The organism is Bythopirellula goksoeyrii, from assembly GCF_008065115.1.
GTDB lineage: Bacteria > Planctomycetota > Planctomycetia > Pirellulales > Lacipirellulaceae > Bythopirellula > Bythopirellula goksoeyrii.
In genome coordinates this window covers 1,924,589-1,940,403 of the sequence record NZ_CP042913.1, presented here as the reverse complement: position 1 = coordinate 1,940,403, position 15,815 = coordinate 1,924,589, and the positions used below count along the sequence as shown (strand labels likewise).

Here is a 15,815-nt window from a genome sequence, read left to right as displayed (position 1 = left end):
ATGCACCCAACTTAGCTGTCCTACGCCGATTGTCCAAACCTGTTGGATATTTTTGCCAGAAATCCCGATTATCCTGGCACGTCGCAAGAAGCCGTGCAGATCCTTGGCCCGAGTGAGATTGCAAAGACGAGTAATTACTGGCCTTCGCGGAGGGTGTTGAAATACTCCTCGGCGTGTTCCCGACGAGATTTTGGAAGTTGCTCTACAACCTGCGGATCGGCCGGTGTGCTTCCAACGGCAGCCATTTCTTGTTTGATCGCCTCTGCGACGTTCCCGCGCATATTGGGTCCATCCGCTTCCCCGGCGAGAACTGCTGCCCCTCGACCGGGGTTCTGGCGAACACGCGAATCACGGAAATTCACGTCGTTCTTTTCGTCGGGTCGAGGACCAAAGCCGCGGCCTGCTCCCATGCCATTGCCTTGGCTCTCGCTAAACTGGTCGGAATACATGCTGCTTTGGCAGGTGGCACATCCCATGCCCTGACACTCCTGGCAAGCCATTGCATCTTTGGCCATCTGCAACTGATCCATGGCTGCAGTGAGCATTTCACCTTCCTGCATTTCTTGAGCGAGTTGATCCATTTGTTTCATCATGTCGCTCATGGCCTGGGCGGCTTTGCCATTATCACCTTTTTTCATGGCGTCTTGGAGTGCACTCATTTGCGAACCGAGTTGGCTCAATTTGTCACTCTGATTCTTCTGCTTCTGTATTTGGTCGAGCTTCTGTTGCATCTCGCCCGCCTCTGCCAGGTTCCCCTGCTCTTTGGCTTTTTCGATTTGCTTCTTCAGGTCCTCCATGGCTTGCTTCTGTGCCTCAGCCGACTGAGCAAGCCGCTCTTGCATTTGCTGCATCTGCTCCATGAGCGCCTGCTTAGCGGCGTCATCCAGCTTCCCCTCGGCCAGTTGCTTCTTGAGCTTTTCGAGCTCCTGCGAAGCTTGTTGCCAGTTGCCTTTCTTCATGGCCTCAGCCATTTTGTCGGCAGGGCCCTGATTAAGATTGTTCAACTTGGCCAATTGCTTGCGGAGTTCTTTGTCGCCTCCGAGTTGCTCACGGCGCTGAGCAAGTTCACCTGCCAAGTCGTTAAGCTTCACTAAAGTCTTCTTGCGATCTGCATCTTTCGCTTTGGCCAATTTCTCCGTTTCCTTTTCGAGTTGGCCAAACAGCCCTTCTGCTTCTTTGAGCCCTTTTTCAGCAGCCAATTTGCGTTTTTCTGCCAACCGTTCGCGGAGTGTCTTGCTCACGTTTTTGCGTTGTTCTTTTGCTTGAGCGGCGGCATGGGGATCGACGCTGCTATGAGCTTCGGGGTTGCCAAAGAAACTGACGATGAAAAACGCCAAGCAGGTCGTCATCAACGGCAACCAACGTTTGCGAGGAATCTTGATCCCAAACTGTGAGGTAACCTCCAGTCGACGTACGGCCCTGGCTGCGTCAGCCAATAGTGCTTGACCAGCCGGGGAGTCGGCATCATCAGACGAGAGTGCCAAGCTACTGGAAACCCGCTCGCGCAGATCAAAACGACTGTCGAGTTCTACGGCCGCGTCGATTTCACTTAAGCCATCGACCAAAGTCCAAATCAATGCCGACAAAAACCCCAAGCCAATGCCTGCCATCGCACACCAGAGTGACCATCTCAAGGGAAGGTCTGCTACTGCCACGAATTTTGGCACGGCCATCGCAACTAGTGCCAGAGTCATCGTGATAAATAGGCACGTAGTGAGGCGATTGAGAAACAACTCTAGCCACAATCTCCGACGGGCTCGCGAAACTTGGGCAAGAATCTGGTCCATGGCCTGTTGCTCCTGGCTTGTGGCTGCGGTTGAGTTAGAATGGAGGTAAAGGGCCTTCCTATTTTATCGCACCCACTGCTCCAAGTCACGCTTGACGCCCGGAGATTGGCTATATCCCAGTTAGACGCGGCCTGGGCGTAGCCGAAACGAATGAAAAACACTTCCCTTCCAACACCGGACGAGCGCCCCAATGCCGACGTCGTAGTCTATGACGGCGACTGCCGGATGTGTACTGCTCAGGTGAGTAAACTTCCCTGGTGGGACTGCCAGGGGAAACTGGCTTATATGTCGCTTCACGATCCCCAAGTGCAGACACGTTGGCCGGACCTGACGCATGAGCGGCTGATGCAGGAAATGTGCATCGTCGACTCCCAGGGTCAACGGCACTGGGGACCGGAAGCAATACGCTATCTCACGGGCCGACTGCGACGGCTCTGGTGGGCGGCACCAGCGTTGCATTTCCCTGGGAGCATGGTCGTTTGGCGACCACTCTACCGTTGGATTGCCAAGAACCGTTATCGTCTCAGTGGAACTCACTGCGACGAGGGAACGTGCAGTTTGCATAGGTGAGCGGCTTCAACTCGACTATTCAAATCCATGTTCTTTGCCGGGGAACTCTCCCCCCCGCACATCATCGCGGTAGTTGCGCACTGCCTCGGTGACCGTAGTTCGCAGGTTGGCGTACTCTTTAACAAACCTGGGCACTCGACCGCTGGTGAGCCCCAGCACGTCGTGCAAGACCAACACCTGACCGTCACATCCCGGGCCGGCACCGATCCCGATGGTGGGTATGGAAATCTTCTCCGTGATCTCGTGGGCAATCTCTGTCGGGATGCATTCGAGTACCAGAGAAAATGCTCCTGCCTCGGCTGCTGCACGGGAATCATGCAGGAGAGCCGCGGCATCGCGCTGGACACGATAGCCGCCCAGTTGATGGACGCTCTGCGGACGAAGTCCACAATGAGCCATCACCGGAATGCCTGCTGATACCAATGCCCTAATGGTCTCGGCCTGGTCAGCTCCTCCTTCAAGCTTCACCGCCTGGCAGCGAGTCTCTTTAAGAATACGACCTGCGTTCTCGATGGCCTTGTGCTTGCCAAGGTGATAGCTTGGAAACGGCATGTCGACAATCACCAAGGCCTGGTTTACCGCTCGCCCGACCATCTCGGCATGATAAATCATTTCATCCAGAGTGACCGGCAATGTGTTGTCGTGCCCTTGCACCACCATCGACATACTGTCGCCGACTAGAACCGCTTCGACCCCTGCCTCATCTACAAGCTTGGCAAACGGATAGTCGTAGGCAGTGACCATGGTGATCTTCTGCCCAGAACCCTTGAGAGCGGCAAATTTGGGGACCGTCATGCGGCCGGGAACATTGGCTGTTTCTTCTTTGTTAGCCATAAGTTGCGTGTGAGCAGGTGGTTCGCTGATAGTTGTAGAAAAAAGTAGTCGGGAGGAACTCGATACAATCGACCTAACTACTTGGGTGGCCAACAACTTCGGTCAATGCGGCTTGCGAAGCGCTGCAGAATCCGGTGCAGTTGGAACGATACCGGAGGATTTTAGCACTGAATTGGAGACCGTGATAGGAGCCTGGGACAACCTCCCAAAGGCTACTCAGGCGACGATATTGAATATCATCGAAAAGAAATCGATAGAGCATTGACCTTTGGAAGCCAGAATCGCAGGTTTTAATCCCGCCTCCAACCCACTGTAGGATAGTTATTCGATAAGGCCCGAATTTTCAGAGAGGAATGTAGCAGACCGTGTTGGAAAGGAGGATCATCACAAATACTAGACAAGTGGTCATTGGTCCCAAGTAGATCCTACCAGTCAATCGAAAGAAGTAACGATTAAAGTATGGTAAAATAAACATGATCGGAACGACTGCGAAAAGCAAGTTAACATACAGCCATCCATCGGTCCAGTACACAGTCCCTGTGAGCGCGAACACGGAATACTGCACGACTAGAATGAGCAGAAGCCCGATGGTGTTAGCCAAACCAGCTAGTAGCATGCTCTTCCATTCAGGTTCTCCTTCGAATCGCATGGCGCCATTAACACGCAATGAATTGGAAAGGAAAAACAAGAAGAAGATAGGGGCGTACATGCTTAACAGAATAAACATGACTGGCTGAAAAACTCGTGCCCCAAAAAAGACAAAACGGTAGTCCACATGGAAGAAATAATGTACGGCAAATAGCAATTGAAAAAAGCAAGCGAAAAGCAATAAGGAGAGCAGGAATGTCTTGGTGAGTTCAACAAGATTCGTTCTCGATCCCCACATTTCCGGAAGGACGCCATGAAGCCTTCCGTGGTAGTAGTAAGAGAGAAAAAACAACAAAAATCCCACGATACCATTCAAGACTGCCCACAGCATGACGGCATTGTTCATGCGTTGTGGAAAGAACCAAGTTTGTTCTCGGCTTGAGGCAGCGACAAAGAGCCTTTGAGATAGCTCGGCCATCGGGATGTATGAAAAACAAGCAACCACAGCAGAAATAAAGAAGAGGCTCCAGAAAATCATTCTCCCTTTTCCATGTGGTTTTGGTAGTGCCTTTGGAAGTGGGTGCGCTAAATCCTTGAATAAAGGAAGCTCCAAAAGCAATCGAGCAAGAGGTACAAGCGCCACTAATGCTGCAATCGAGGAGAGTAAAGTTAGCAACTCTTTCCAATACCAAATCTGATCCTTGCTTGGTAGCCCGCTGTCGAGTTGAAAAACTTCTTTAAAATAGTCCAGCTGATTTTCGGTAGGCTCGATGGCATAGGGTTGAAAAGGATGCAGCAATCCTTCGTTAAACACAACTCGCAAATTCTTGTCGTCCTTGTTGCCGTAGTAACGACCGATTTCAACTTCTTCAATTTCGGGTCCCTTTTCAAGAAGACCGGAATTGACCAGTCTTAGGGCTTCTGGAGCGAACCGCATATCCCCATTTTTCAACTCGGTTCGATATGCCCCTTCGTCATATTTGGCGTAGCTCATTCCCACATTGCAGCGGACATCTTGCAAAACCTCGTTGTCCATCGTCTCTACGTACCCAGAAACGAAAATTGCATTCAATTTGCAAGGCTTTTCAGTCTTTCTGGCGATCTTCCCAAAATAGTTTGCCCCCCGAATAGCAGCATTCCCTCCGGCAGAATGTCCCGTCGCTGCAATTCGACTCTTGTCGATGTAATTCAAGTTAGGAGTGTCATAAGCGTAGTTCACAACGGCAAACATACCGTAGCCCTCAGTCGTTGCAGAACGTCTACTTGTCGAGGAGCTAGATCCTCCCTGAGCGTATGGGTCGATTGCAATAACTACGACGTTGCGACGGGCCAATTCGAGGGAGATGTTCGAAAGTGTTTCTTTCGAGCGTTGAAAGCCGGGAACAACCACTACAAGTGGAGCAGGATTCTTCCTAGTTGCGATTCTAGGCTTAAATAGATCAGCTACAATCCATTGGCCATTTTGCGTCGGTATTTTGATTTCTTGAACTTGGACTCGTCCTCCGGATGTTTGCACCAAGGAAGCAAGGTAACTTGAGATCAACACCACCAGCAGGCAAATCAATAAGAGCCAATTGCTTCTCAATCTTAGCGTTTCACTTTCTCCCATACGCATTCTTGTTTTATTACTTCGCCCGGTGATTGATAATCATGTCACAGATAGTAACTGATTGCGGAGCCATAAACTCGAAAGTGAATAAGGTGACTTCATGCCAAACGGTGCGAATCGACAGTTGGTCTATGACTCACCATGGCAAATTGTAGATTTATGCAGCCGTGCTTAATCCAAGAATCAGGCATCGGTAGACGGATTAAACCTTCTGGACAATTTCTAAAGTTTCAGGCTGATTCGTTCCCTTACTGTTCATCAGGAATAAGACCTGAAAGCACCCTCGGTTCTTTTTGTGTTGCAGCGATTCGATATTTTTCCATGAGTGAGTTACAAACCTGAACACATCGATCCGAAGTCAGAGCAGTATCGAAAATGAGTAATTCATGAACATCTCCGACAAACCCGCGATCTCCCTGGATAGAGTTGCCGATAAACTTTGGAGAACGAGTCATGGATATCGATGGTGCTTGAGATTCGGCAACGAGTTCACCGTTCACATAAACCGCCACTCTATTCCTAATGTTGCTATAAACGAGTGCGTAGACTTTTGGCATATCCGCACTAGGAAGTGGGCATTTCACGAGGACTTTCCGCTGGCCCTTGCTAGCGAGTGTTCGTGTGGATAGCACGCCAGCAAATTGCTTGTCGAGGGTGGTCTCGAGAAGAAGATTTGGCGTGGAATTGAAAGATAAGAGCTGCCCACGTTGGCGATTGTGCTGTTCTTGATTGTGGGCTAGTAGAACGCCGACAATAGTTATTTCCTGACCTGAGAGGAATGGAGTTGTCACGAGATGTGAGGCACCGTCAAAGCGGACGGAAGGTCTACCGTCCGCCGTTTCTTTTATCCAAAGAGGACGATCGACGACATCGACCTGCCAAGCATTATTTACAGGCGAATCGGTGCTAAAACTCAAATCTCCCCACTCTATTACTCGATTACTAGAATCAAGCTGCAGACCCCTTCCTGCATCAAGCCACAGGACGAGCTCACTGCTATCTGAAATAGGAAGTGATGAATCTCCTGTGTAGGAAGCGACTATATTGGACCGCGAATAGCTAACGAATTCGGCGGATTGGGCAGCTAGATGGTGAATCTTGTGTGATGCCGGCGATAGCTTAATCGCTTCGTCGGCAGTCAGCTTCCATTCCTGGAACGGTTGGTTTTGAATCCCAAGATTACTGCGCACCAAGACATTGCCCTGAAATACATGCGCTTCGCAATCTCCTGCTTCGTGGACCAAAACACCAAAGCGAGTCCCAAGGTCAATTACTTCTCCAAATGGAATCTGCACGGTAAAGCCTCGACCACCTTTGGGAACGCTTGCAGTCAATCTACCCTCCTGCAAGTTTCCGCGATCATGGGCCAACACGCTGAAATGGATAGGACCTTCCAAAGTAACTTCGGCTCCGTTTCCGAACTCCAAGACCATGAGGCCACGATCTAGCTTAATTTCACGGCCGACCTCCAAGAAAGCGGATTGAGGTGCTCCCCAGCGCTCATCGTCCCAATCACAATCGATCTTCTGAATGATTCGAGCAGTAAAAGTGGATTGGGATTTGTATGAATGAAGCAAGAAAGCTGCCACGATCAAGACAGAGGCAGCTAAAGAAAAAATGGTAACGGCACGGATGGCCTTCGAACTCTGCCTAGTAACTTGACTGGCAACACTTGCGTTATTGGCATCCTCACTAAGCCTAGATTTTACTGCATCACCAAACTCATTTGGAGCGAGGTTTACTCTTAACTTGTGACTAAGATTAAGATGTAGCGAAGTATAATCTAAGTACTCTTGAATCGCATCTTTATCATTGTCCAACAATGCCGATAGCTCTTTTAACTGTTTGGCATCGATGTCCCCGTCGCAGAGTCGTGACGCAAGGGCGTGCAGATGTTTTATTTTTTCAAATTCCATAGGACAGTCGTAAATACTATGCACTTAGGCGCCGTCTGATGCATCGCAACAATCTAGAGCGAATCTTGCCTAGCAAGTCATGGACAGTGCTCTTGGGGCGGCCACATTCTTTTGCTATCTGTTGCACGGTTTTGTTGTACTGGTATCTGAAATTGACGATTTGTTGGTAGGATTCTGGTAATTCCTGAAGGCACGCACTCAAGGCGGTCCCGGTGTCTTCAAACCTATCGTTGTTTTTCGAGTCCTCCAACGCGATGTCAGCAATCTGATCTAAGACGGATTCACTGATATACAATGCGGTACGCTTGTTTTGACGAAGGATGCGGAACACTTCGAAGCGGGCTATTCCGCATGCCCATTTTACAAAGTCTCGGTCTCTTTGGAATTCGGGCCACTTCTTCCATAGGATAACACTTGTCTCTTGAAGGACGTCTTCTGCTTCGGGGAGATTTGGTACCAACGTGTGAATAAAACCAAGGATTCGGTGTTGACTCTTGGAAAAAAGCCGAACAAATTCTTCCGCTGACGAGGCATCCATATGGTAATAACTCACCCGACCTGTATCCTGGCACTATTGTACCCGACGTCATGTTGCTTCAGATCTCTTGCAAACCTTCCAAAAGGGCATTGCATCTTCCACTACTAGGAATCGCGCTTAAAGAGGCAAAAATCCGAAATTCTTTTCAATACAAGCAGGTTTTCAGATTGTTGAGAATTATTTGGGGAGTAGATGTTTGACTGCGTAGGAAGCCATGTGAGCATTACTATGGCCGACCCCAGGCACAACTTCAAGTCTCCAGTTTAATTCACTACCTTGCAGTTTCGACTCGGTGAGTGCCGACTTGTATAGTTGCAACCCTCGCGCAAAGACATGCGGGCCTTGTCGGCGTGCGGAAGGGCTGTCACTTAGAGGCTTGCTGCGGGGGTCGAGGTCGCGATCTCCCAGCAGCAAGACCAGACGTCTCGCGAGCCATGGCTTGACTGCGTCTTCGGAGAGAGGCGCGCCGTGAAGCCCGAAAGGGAATTCCACTTCGCGATCCAGAAGAGTAGCGAAGGCGGGGTTCGCTACGACTGCCGTCTCAACTTTCGCATTTGGTTTGAAGAGCACGAAAAGGTGAACAAAACCTCCCCCTGCGGAGTGGCCATACAGGCTGTAGGTCTCACGTTTCGAACCGAAACGACTCTTAAAATCTTCAAAGAGGGGGTCAATGGCTGAGAACAGCCATTCTATTTCAGGTCGTGGGTTGCCAATCGAATCGACAACCCCTCCCAGATTGTACTCATACTCAGTTGGAAAATCTTTCTCAGTCGCTCCGACAACTAATGTGACAAACTGGTTGGCAACAGCCAACTGATCCCACTCGTCTCGGTACTGTTGAGCGTTACGTTTAGCACCGGGAACAATGATGACAATCTGGGATTCGGCTTTTGCCAGAGGGGGTATGCTGTAAAACACTTCCAGCTTTTTTCCAGCCCATTCCGAGAAATCGTACTGACCAGTCGAAGGCCAATCAGATTGCGCTCCAGCCAATAACGGGGTAAGTGCCAGCACCAAATTGCCGAGGAAAAGATGCATTCCAACAGGCGACTTGGTAGCATAGCACATTGAGAATACTCGATTTAAAAAACACGAGAGAAAAGAACAAGTTTTCCGAATCGAACATTGAGAAGACTTTTCCATTATCAGTCTTAAACCAAACGCTATGTTCCGTTTTTTAGGCTCATCGACCGGCGAGTGTCAATCATCGACCATTGAATAAAGTTAGATTGAGTTGTGGATTCTTTACGAATTACCCATTAGTAAATTGTTTTCTCGGATATCTCATGAGTGGGGCGCGATACTAATTGGTAGATACTTGATCATTCAATGGGGTGGATTTCCCCGTCGGGGATCGGATTATTTGACGATACAGGTGAGTTTCCAAAAGCCTGGAGGGCGACTTGGTCTTATCCGATTCCCGTATTGAACTTGTGTCAGAAAGGCCTACCGCAAGAATTGCATATGTTTAATGCTGGTTTCGGCTTACGTAGTATGAATTGGAGGGATTTGCGAAGTTGAACATCCCCACGCCGGACTCCCTTTTTCGATCGTTTAGGCTATGATATGTAGGTGTTCAAAGCACCTTCTTACTGCTTATCTTTTCTTTAGAGCCTATTGGTCATGATTGAGAGTTCCCGAAAATCACTGGCACAAGGCCTTACTCTGATCGAGTTGCTCGTGGTCATTTCGATCATCGGCATTCTCGTGTCTTTGCTGCTGCCAGCGGTGCAGGCTGCCCGCGAAGCAGCCAGACGTACGCAATGTACAAACCATCTCCGGCAAATCGGCTTGGCCCTTATGAACTATGAGTCCGCTCATGGCTCACTGCCTAAGGGGGACTGGAGGCAGCGCATGAGATCGTCGAATATCGACTCGCTTGGGACATGGGTATCCGTCACCTTGCCCTATCTGGAGGAAGCCAACCTACATCAAAGAATAGACTTCTCCAAACCGTTTTTCGAACAGCAGGAGCTCACTGAATCTCTGCTGCCACATCACATATTCTTTGACACCCATATTTGTCCCTCCAATGGACGCATGGATTTAATCCGGTGGAATAACGCTCACTACGGGGCACGCGGCAATTACGCAGCCAATGCTGGCTGGGCGGGTCCAGATAGTGGCGTATGGATGAACGACATCCAATGGGAGCAGATCGGCACTGACGGCAGAGGGCATCCAGAAAACCCGACTGGAGTTGAGTTCATTGCTCACAATGGCAGGACGATTCACTCAGCCATCTCAGGATTTGGACCTTTCATGGTAAACAAAGGAATTGCACTTCAGGAAGCCACCGACGGAACTAGCCACACGGTAGCAGTTTCGGAGGTCCGCAATGTGGAAGGAGATGATATCCGCGGTTCGCTTCACTTTGGCGGGGGTGTCATGTATCTCCACAGTGAGGTGCCGAATACTGCGATCCAAGATTTTACTCGTTTGTGTGTTAGTACTATGGAGGCACCTTGTGTATCGACAGAAGAAACTTGGAGAGGCTACCACAAACTTTCTGCCCGTAGTGCCCATCCTGGCGGCGTGAATGTCCTCTACCTGGATTCAAGTGTCCGGTTCGTCGGCAATCAGATTGATCGTAACATGTGGAAAGCCGTTTCTACCTTTGCAGGTGAGGAACTCTCAAGTAGCAACTACTGAACACATATCACCTCCTCCATGCCTACTAGAGTCGTAGGATCAGGTTCGCCCGCACTGAAACTGTAAGCCCATACCATCAAGAGGGTTACGTCGATTTACAGCGCAAGTTCCTCGACTTTTTCGGATAAACTGGATATTTGGCGCGATTCCTTTTGAACAGACATTCTTTGTTGACTTCCTTGCACGTCAATGAAATCTAGTTTGCTCAAAACGACGTCGACGTTTTTTTCTTTTCAACTGTGCGGACTGTGAGCTGCCAAAGAGAGGGTACCAATGATTTGTCATTCAAGATTTGTTTTGTTGTTCCGAGTGCTGAATGCTGCTATGGTTATGTCAGCGCTTACTATGTCATCAGCTTTTGCGACGATTCTCGTCAATGAAAACTTTTCGCATACTGATGGTGATCTCGTAGGGAAGACTCCTACTCCGGGACCTGGGGCTGCCTGGGATGGCCATAGCGCTGCAGGGACTAATCCGATTCAAGTTGCGGGTGGAACTGCTGTGATCAATCAACAGGGGGGGGAGGACGCCAACTCTTCCTACGCCATCCAAAGTGACACATCGACTACCTATGCACGCTTTGATTTTAGCCTACCGGCCAGCACCAATTCAGACATTGCCAATCTCGATGCCAACGGACTTTACTTTGCCCATTTTCGTGGTGGTACGGGCACTTCCTTCCGCGCTCGAGTCGGTGTGCTGGCCCCTGATAGCGGCGGGGACTTCAAACTAGTCCTCTCTGAAGATAGTACAATCGGCGATGGTGCCATCTGGGCAACGGAGTTGGCATTCGACACGACTTACCGAGTTGTGACCGAATACAACGCTTCTACCCAGCAGAGCAGGCTCTGGCTCGACCCCGCCGATATGTCAAGCACAAATATTACAGCGACGAACTCGCTTGGTGCGTCCGACAATTTTGGTTATGCATTACGTCAGAGCGACGATTACAATGGTCAGCAGATTGTGGACAATCTTGTTGTTGCCACCAGCTTTGATGAAGCACTCACTGGGGTTCCTGAACCAGGTTCCGTTGTACTTATGTTATGTAGTTTGGTGTTTCTTGCCGGTCACCGGGTTCGATAGACACACCATTAAATGAATAATACGGGAGTTCCGCGGCGGTGGTAAAGGTTGGCAGCAATTGGTGCTGCGGAACTTCTTCTTAGTGAACAGGGCTTCCTCTTGGATTCTTCTGCAGAGTGGGCTTGTATGCCTATTTTTTCGCATACCTCAATTCTTAAACCAACGGAATAGGCCTTTCAGCCATGAAATTAACTAATCATTTGTTGTGTTCGATAGCTTTTATGGCGGCGATTGCCACGAATTCGATCGCCTATGCCGCTGAGCTGTCGTTGGGTTCCGTTGATGCGGACACATTTGTGGAATTTGACTCAAACGGTGGGATAGGTGGGACACCGCGCGGTACCGCCACGTACATGGAAGTCCGCGGAGGCGATCCATTTAACAGCTTGAGCCTGACATCCAAGTCACTAGTTCGGTTCGATCTGGGTGCGTCTCCTGCAATTGATCCCAACCTGCCGTATTTTTTCGAGGTTACCACAGATGATGCGCGAAATTCTAACGATACCTTTCGCCTCTACTCCATCACAGACGGACCGACACAATCCTTTAATGAGGCTACCTTCTCCTGGGAGTTTGCGGATGCAGATTTTCAAAACAATGCGCCCAATGCCACGGCCGGTTTTGACAACTTCCTTGCCGCAGGCCCCCTCGTTGGGGTGTTTTTTGCTCCTGAACCTTCCCAGGCTGACGCAGCAATCGGCATTCCGATCCTCGGGTCGGATATCAGCACGTTCGTCAACGGCAATACGTTTGCTACATTTGGCATCACGGAAACAGAAACCAACCGACTTCGGTTTAATACTAAGGAAAACGTCAATACACCAGCGCGACTGTACACATTTGACGTGGTCAATTCTCAAGCGAGTGGTAATCTCTCCAGCGCGGGGGCTTGGGTTGGCGGCTCACCGGTAGCAGATAACTGGTACAAAATCATCGGTGGAAACACGGTCACAGTCGCGGCCGGCGCTTTCGCCGGCGAAGGTGTAATTGTAGACAATGGTGCGCTCAATTTTGTGCCTGGCGTGGTCGTCGATATTCCTTTGATCCAGATCAATGCCGGCGGCACTCTCACTCACTCTACTCCCGGTAACATTGAAATCGGCGATGGAACACTCAGCCGCAACGACGCTCGCTTCCACGGCGGACTGGTTATTAACAGCGATCTCTCCTATACAGCTGCGGCGGGTGAGAATCTGACCATCAACCTGCCGATTCGCACTCGCAACACATTTACGTTTAATGGCGGAGCTGGTTCGGATCTCATTATGCGGTTTCCCCAAGCCAGTCGCGGGTTGATCCAATTCAACGGCTCTGGCGATGAGGTTGTTCTTAGCGAGGATGAGGGGGTCGGTGGCACTTTGGAAATGAACTCGACTGGCGGCAACACACTTGTCTTCGACGGTGAGGATACCGAGCAGGAATTTGGTTTCGGAACAGTTGTTTTTAATCAACCAGGTACGATCGATCACCGCTCAAATACCAGTCCTAAAAGCGATCGGCTTCAGGGCCTGGCGTACCTGGAGGTCAATGCACCAATGACTCTAGACCTGACCGCTCCGGAAGTTACCAACACGGGTGGAAGTACCGGCAATGGGCGGCGGATATTCCAAATTACTCGTGCCTTACGTGGAGGTGGTGACATGACGGTCAATGGCACCCCCTCCGCTCCTGGCGTGGGGGTTGGCAATAACTCGATTCAAATAGGAGTTGATCAGGGAACCGATACCTCAATAGAGAGTGTCAGTTTTTCGGGAACGATGACAGCCAATAACTATGCCGATATTGAAATGAGGACATCCATGCCCGCGGCAAAGGTTGTGATCAATGGTGCCGGACAGTTGACTACGGGATTTGACTTGTCTCCGGAAGCCATCGTCGAAGTTGGCGAAATCCAGATCAACTCAGGCGGTTCGTTGAACGTGGGTACACAGCCGCAGCAACTCCATGTGGTCAAGAGTGGGGGTCGTACAGGGAATTTGACACTAGGCTCAGGTTCCAAGTTGACCATGCAGATCAACGAAGCAGAAGATTATCTACCAGAGCCAGGAGAGTATGACGGGGTCTTCTTCGACAAAATCGAAGTTGAAGGAAACGTGATCTTGGGCGGCACTCTCACCATTCAGCTCAATCCTGACGTAATTGTCCCAGGAGTGTCACCACCGACCGATCCCCAGTATTTCCCGCCCGTCTTGGGTGACACCTGGGACATCATCACTACCGTGGGATCCCCTTCGCCGGCGGACTTCGATGGGCTCAATGGTGTTGACTCGGCGGACTTGGCGATCTGGCAAGGTTCCTACGGAATGAACGATGCCGGAGATGCCGACGGAGACGGAGACAGTGATGGGGCTGATTTCTTCGCGTGGCAGCGAAGTTTCGGCGCTAATTCGGCGGCAGGAACCATCTCGGGCACATTCTCCAACTTAATTGTGGAAGATGCGTTCGGTGACTTAGCTGCAAACAATCTCGCCTTACAGATCAATTACATCGGAACGACTACTGTGCAAATCGAGGTCGTGGCTGCATCTGCGCTCAGCGCGGTTCCAGAACCGTCGGCAAGTGTATTGGCGGCGATGGCATCCGTGGCTGGCTTATGGGGCAGACGCCGTAGTAGTTGATTTCGGCTTGAATGAATTCATTAAATTTATCGTTAAGGACCATGGAGATGGATACGACAATGCGAAAAAACCATCGGACGGCTTTTACCTTGGTTGAGCTTTTGGTAGTAATCGCGATCATTGGTGTGCTGGTGGCCCTATTGTTACCAGCCATTCAGGCCGCTCGCGAGGCCGCCCGTCGAACTCAATGCCTCAACAATTTGAAGCAAGTCGGGCTTGCTGTCATGAATTTTGAATCGGCCAAAAAGTCCCTACCTAAAGGAGATTGGCGACAGAAAACGTCAGCCACCGGCATCGATTCACTTGGCACCTGGGTAACCGAAACGATGCCTTTCATGGAAATCGGTAATCTGTTTAATGAGATGGATTTCACGAAACCCTATTTCGAGCAAGGCTTCATCGGTCCGGACAAAACCCCGACGCATCATTTCATACTTGAGTCTCACATCTGCCCCTCGAATGGGCCGGTTGGGATTGTGAACTGGAATAACGGCCTGTACGGCGCGCGAGGCAACTATGCAGCCAATGCAGGTTTTACCGATCCGGAAGAAGATTGTGGACTCTGGATGGATGATCTGAACTGGGAACAGGTTGGTAAAGATGGGCGCGGATACCCAAACTGTACCACGGGGCAATTAGTAGCGAACCCGGTGGCTGGTGCGCCTCGACCCGAAGTGAAATCGGCCATGTCCGGTTTTGGCCCATTCTTGGTCAATCGAGGCATCGCCCTTCGGGAGGCGACAGACGGTACCAGCAACACGGTTGCTATATCGGAGGTTCGGACAGTTGAAGGGGACGACACCCGCGGGGCGCTGCATTGGGGCGGTGGAGTCATGTATCTTCATAGCCTGACTCCGAATAACCGCGGAGTCATCCAACAGCTCAAAGACCGAACGCGTCTTTGCGTGGACGAGCCGGATGCACCCTGTTTTCAGTCTTCTTCCGGATGGCAGGGCTGGCATCGCAACACCGCGCGAAGCGCCCACAGCGGCGGAGTCAATACGCTTTTTCTTGATAGTAGCGTGAGATTTGTTTCTAATGACGTAGACCTTTTGGTATGGCGTGCTGCCTCGACGTTCGACGGAGGAGAGATCCTCAATGGCGAACTCTAGCAGGCAGGAACTTCCTCCAGGCGATTTGTTCCGCCCACTTCGCAGCTCAATCCCAGAGTATGTTTTGTGGGCCATAGGCATTTGTCTGGTTGGCTGCGGAAGTGATGGGGCCACAGTCAGCGGTCGAATCGCTTTTGACGGAGAACCGATTCCCGAGGGAACGATCACCTTTATCTCAGCAGAGGATTCGACGCACGAAAGTCAGATTCAAGCTAAAATAATCAATGGCGAGTTTGTAGTTGAATCACTTAAACCCGGGAACTACAACGTAGCGGTCAGGGCAACGCGCAAGACTGGACAAGTCCCCCCCGAGCCAGGCAGCACCGAGACTGTAGACCGCTTTGAACAGTACATTCCTGTCAATTACAATTCTCGTACGGAACTGACTGCCGAGATAGCTGGGGACATAGACAACCTGAATTATGAGCTTCAATCTCCGCCAATTAGGCGCGGACGACGTCGCTAGCAGCTATACTGTGTTTTCACCAGCAGCAGCGGTCCCTCC

12 protein-coding genes are annotated in these 15,815 nt (G+C 50.5%); 6 read left to right on the top strand and 6 right to left on the bottom strand.

The genetic code is table 11. The features are described from left to right. Positions 1-134: 134 nt before the first annotated feature. Positions 135-1,787: an AAA family ATPase gene (locus tag Pr1d_RS07735; RefSeq protein ID WP_148073003.1), complete on the bottom strand. Its 1,653-nt coding sequence runs from the start codon at positions 1,785-1,787 to the stop codon at positions 135-137. A gap of 150 nt (positions 1,788-1,937) precedes the next feature. Here Pr1d_RS07735 and Pr1d_RS07730 point away from each other — a divergent pair, with 150 nt between their 5' ends. Further along, on the top strand, positions 1,938-2,357 hold the full coding sequence (locus Pr1d_RS07730) for a thiol-disulfide oxidoreductase DCC family protein (protein ID WP_148073002.1): 420 nt from the start codon (positions 1,938-1,940) through the stop codon (positions 2,355-2,357). A gap of 15 nt (positions 2,358-2,372) precedes the next feature. On the opposite strand, the gene panB is transcribed toward Pr1d_RS07730, so the two are convergent. From panB to Pr1d_RS07705, 5 genes are all read right to left on the bottom strand, one after another. After that, positions 2,373-3,191: a 3-methyl-2-oxobutanoate hydroxymethyltransferase gene (gene panB, locus Pr1d_RS07725; protein WP_148073001.1), complete on the bottom strand. Its 819-nt coding sequence runs from the start codon at positions 3,189-3,191 to the stop codon at positions 2,373-2,375. 343 nt (positions 3,192-3,534) lie between these two features. Then, positions 3,535-5,388 (bottom strand): poly(ethylene terephthalate) hydrolase family protein, encoded by a 1,854-nt coding sequence (locus Pr1d_RS07720; protein WP_148073000.1) that lies wholly within the window; start codon positions 5,386-5,388, stop codon positions 3,535-3,537. Positions 5,389-5,636: 248 nt separating this feature from the next. Next, positions 5,637-7,304 carry a LamG-like jellyroll fold domain-containing protein gene (locus tag Pr1d_RS07715; RefSeq protein WP_148072999.1) on the bottom strand — a complete coding sequence of 556 codons (1,668 nt, stop codon included), beginning with the start codon at positions 7,302-7,304 and terminating at the stop codon, positions 5,637-5,639. A 16-nt stretch (positions 7,305-7,320) separates the two neighbouring features. After that, the gene (locus Pr1d_RS26630) at positions 7,321-7,842 is read right to left on the bottom strand and encodes a sigma-70 family RNA polymerase sigma factor (protein ID WP_390622084.1); all 522 of its coding nucleotides are present in this window, start codon (positions 7,840-7,842) and stop codon (positions 7,321-7,323) included. A gap of 177 nt (positions 7,843-8,019) precedes the next feature. Next, on the bottom strand, positions 8,020-8,880 hold the full coding sequence (locus tag Pr1d_RS07705; RefSeq protein WP_210417915.1) for a hypothetical protein: 861 nt from the start codon (positions 8,878-8,880) through the stop codon (positions 8,020-8,022). A gap of 585 nt (positions 8,881-9,465) precedes the next feature. Between Pr1d_RS07705 and Pr1d_RS07700 the strand changes: the two genes are divergently transcribed. From Pr1d_RS07700 to Pr1d_RS07680, 5 genes are all read left to right on the top strand, one after another. Next, entirely contained in the window at positions 9,466-10,494 is a 1,029-nt protein-coding gene (locus Pr1d_RS07700) for a DUF1559 domain-containing protein (RefSeq protein WP_148072996.1), read from the top strand. 345 nt (positions 10,495-10,839) lie between these two features. After that, a complete protein-coding gene (locus Pr1d_RS07695) occupies positions 10,840-11,580 on the top strand; it encodes a hypothetical protein (RefSeq protein ID WP_148072995.1) in 741 nt (246 codons plus the stop codon). 182 nt (positions 11,581-11,762) lie between these two features. Next, positions 11,763-14,198, top strand: coding sequence for a hypothetical protein (locus Pr1d_RS07690; RefSeq protein ID WP_148072994.1), 2,436 nt, complete (start codon positions 11,763-11,765; stop codon positions 14,196-14,198). 59 nt (positions 14,199-14,257) lie between these two features. Next, positions 14,258-15,310, top strand: a complete 1,053-nt coding sequence (locus Pr1d_RS07685; RefSeq protein WP_148072993.1) for a DUF1559 domain-containing protein — start codon at positions 14,258-14,260, stop codon at positions 15,308-15,310. Next, a complete protein-coding gene (locus Pr1d_RS07680) occupies positions 15,297-15,776 on the top strand; it encodes a carboxypeptidase-like regulatory domain-containing protein (protein WP_148072992.1) in 480 nt (159 codons plus the stop codon). The genes Pr1d_RS07685 and Pr1d_RS07680 overlap by 14 nt, the downstream gene beginning before the upstream one ends. The last annotated feature ends 39 nt before the right edge of the window (positions 15,777-15,815 follow it).

What these genes read in the sequence shown, in the direction of transcription:
- Pr1d_RS07685 (WP_148072993.1), top strand. Translation starts at nt 14,258, where the DNA reads ATGCGAAAAAACCATCGGACGGCTTTTACCTTGGTTGAGCTTTTGGTA.
- Pr1d_RS07730 (WP_148073002.1), top strand. Translation starts at nt 1,938, where the DNA reads ATGAAAAACACTTCCCTTCCAACACCGGACGAGCGCCCCAATGCCGAC.
- Pr1d_RS07690 (WP_148072994.1), top strand. Translation starts at nt 11,763, where the DNA reads ATGAAATTAACTAATCATTTGTTGTGTTCGATAGCTTTTATGGCGGCG.
- Pr1d_RS26630 (WP_390622084.1), bottom strand. Translation starts at nt 7,842, where the DNA reads ATGGATGCCTCGTCAGCGGAAGAATTTGTTCGGCTTTTTTCCAAGAGT.
- panB (WP_148073001.1), bottom strand. Translation starts at nt 3,191, where the DNA reads ATGGCTAACAAAGAAGAAACAGCCAATGTTCCCGGCCGCATGACGGTC.
- Pr1d_RS07705 (WP_210417915.1), bottom strand. Translation starts at nt 8,880, where the DNA reads ATGCATCTTTTCCTCGGCAATTTGGTGCTGGCACTTACCCCGTTATTG.
- Pr1d_RS07700 (WP_148072996.1), top strand. Translation starts at nt 9,466, where the DNA reads ATGATTGAGAGTTCCCGAAAATCACTGGCACAAGGCCTTACTCTGATC.
- Pr1d_RS07720 (WP_148073000.1), bottom strand. Translation starts at nt 5,388, where the DNA reads ATGGGAGAAAGTGAAACGCTAAGATTGAGAAGCAATTGGCTCTTATTG.
- Pr1d_RS07695 (WP_148072995.1), top strand. Translation starts at nt 10,840, where the DNA reads ATGTCATCAGCTTTTGCGACGATTCTCGTCAATGAAAACTTTTCGCAT.
- Pr1d_RS07715 (WP_148072999.1), bottom strand. Translation starts at nt 7,304, where the DNA reads ATGGAATTTGAAAAAATAAAACATCTGCACGCCCTTGCGTCACGACTC.
- Pr1d_RS07680 (WP_148072992.1), top strand. Translation starts at nt 15,297, where the DNA reads ATGGCGAACTCTAGCAGGCAGGAACTTCCTCCAGGCGATTTGTTCCGC.
- Pr1d_RS07735 (WP_148073003.1), bottom strand. Translation starts at nt 1,787, where the DNA reads ATGGACCAGATTCTTGCCCAAGTTTCGCGAGCCCGTCGGAGATTGTGG.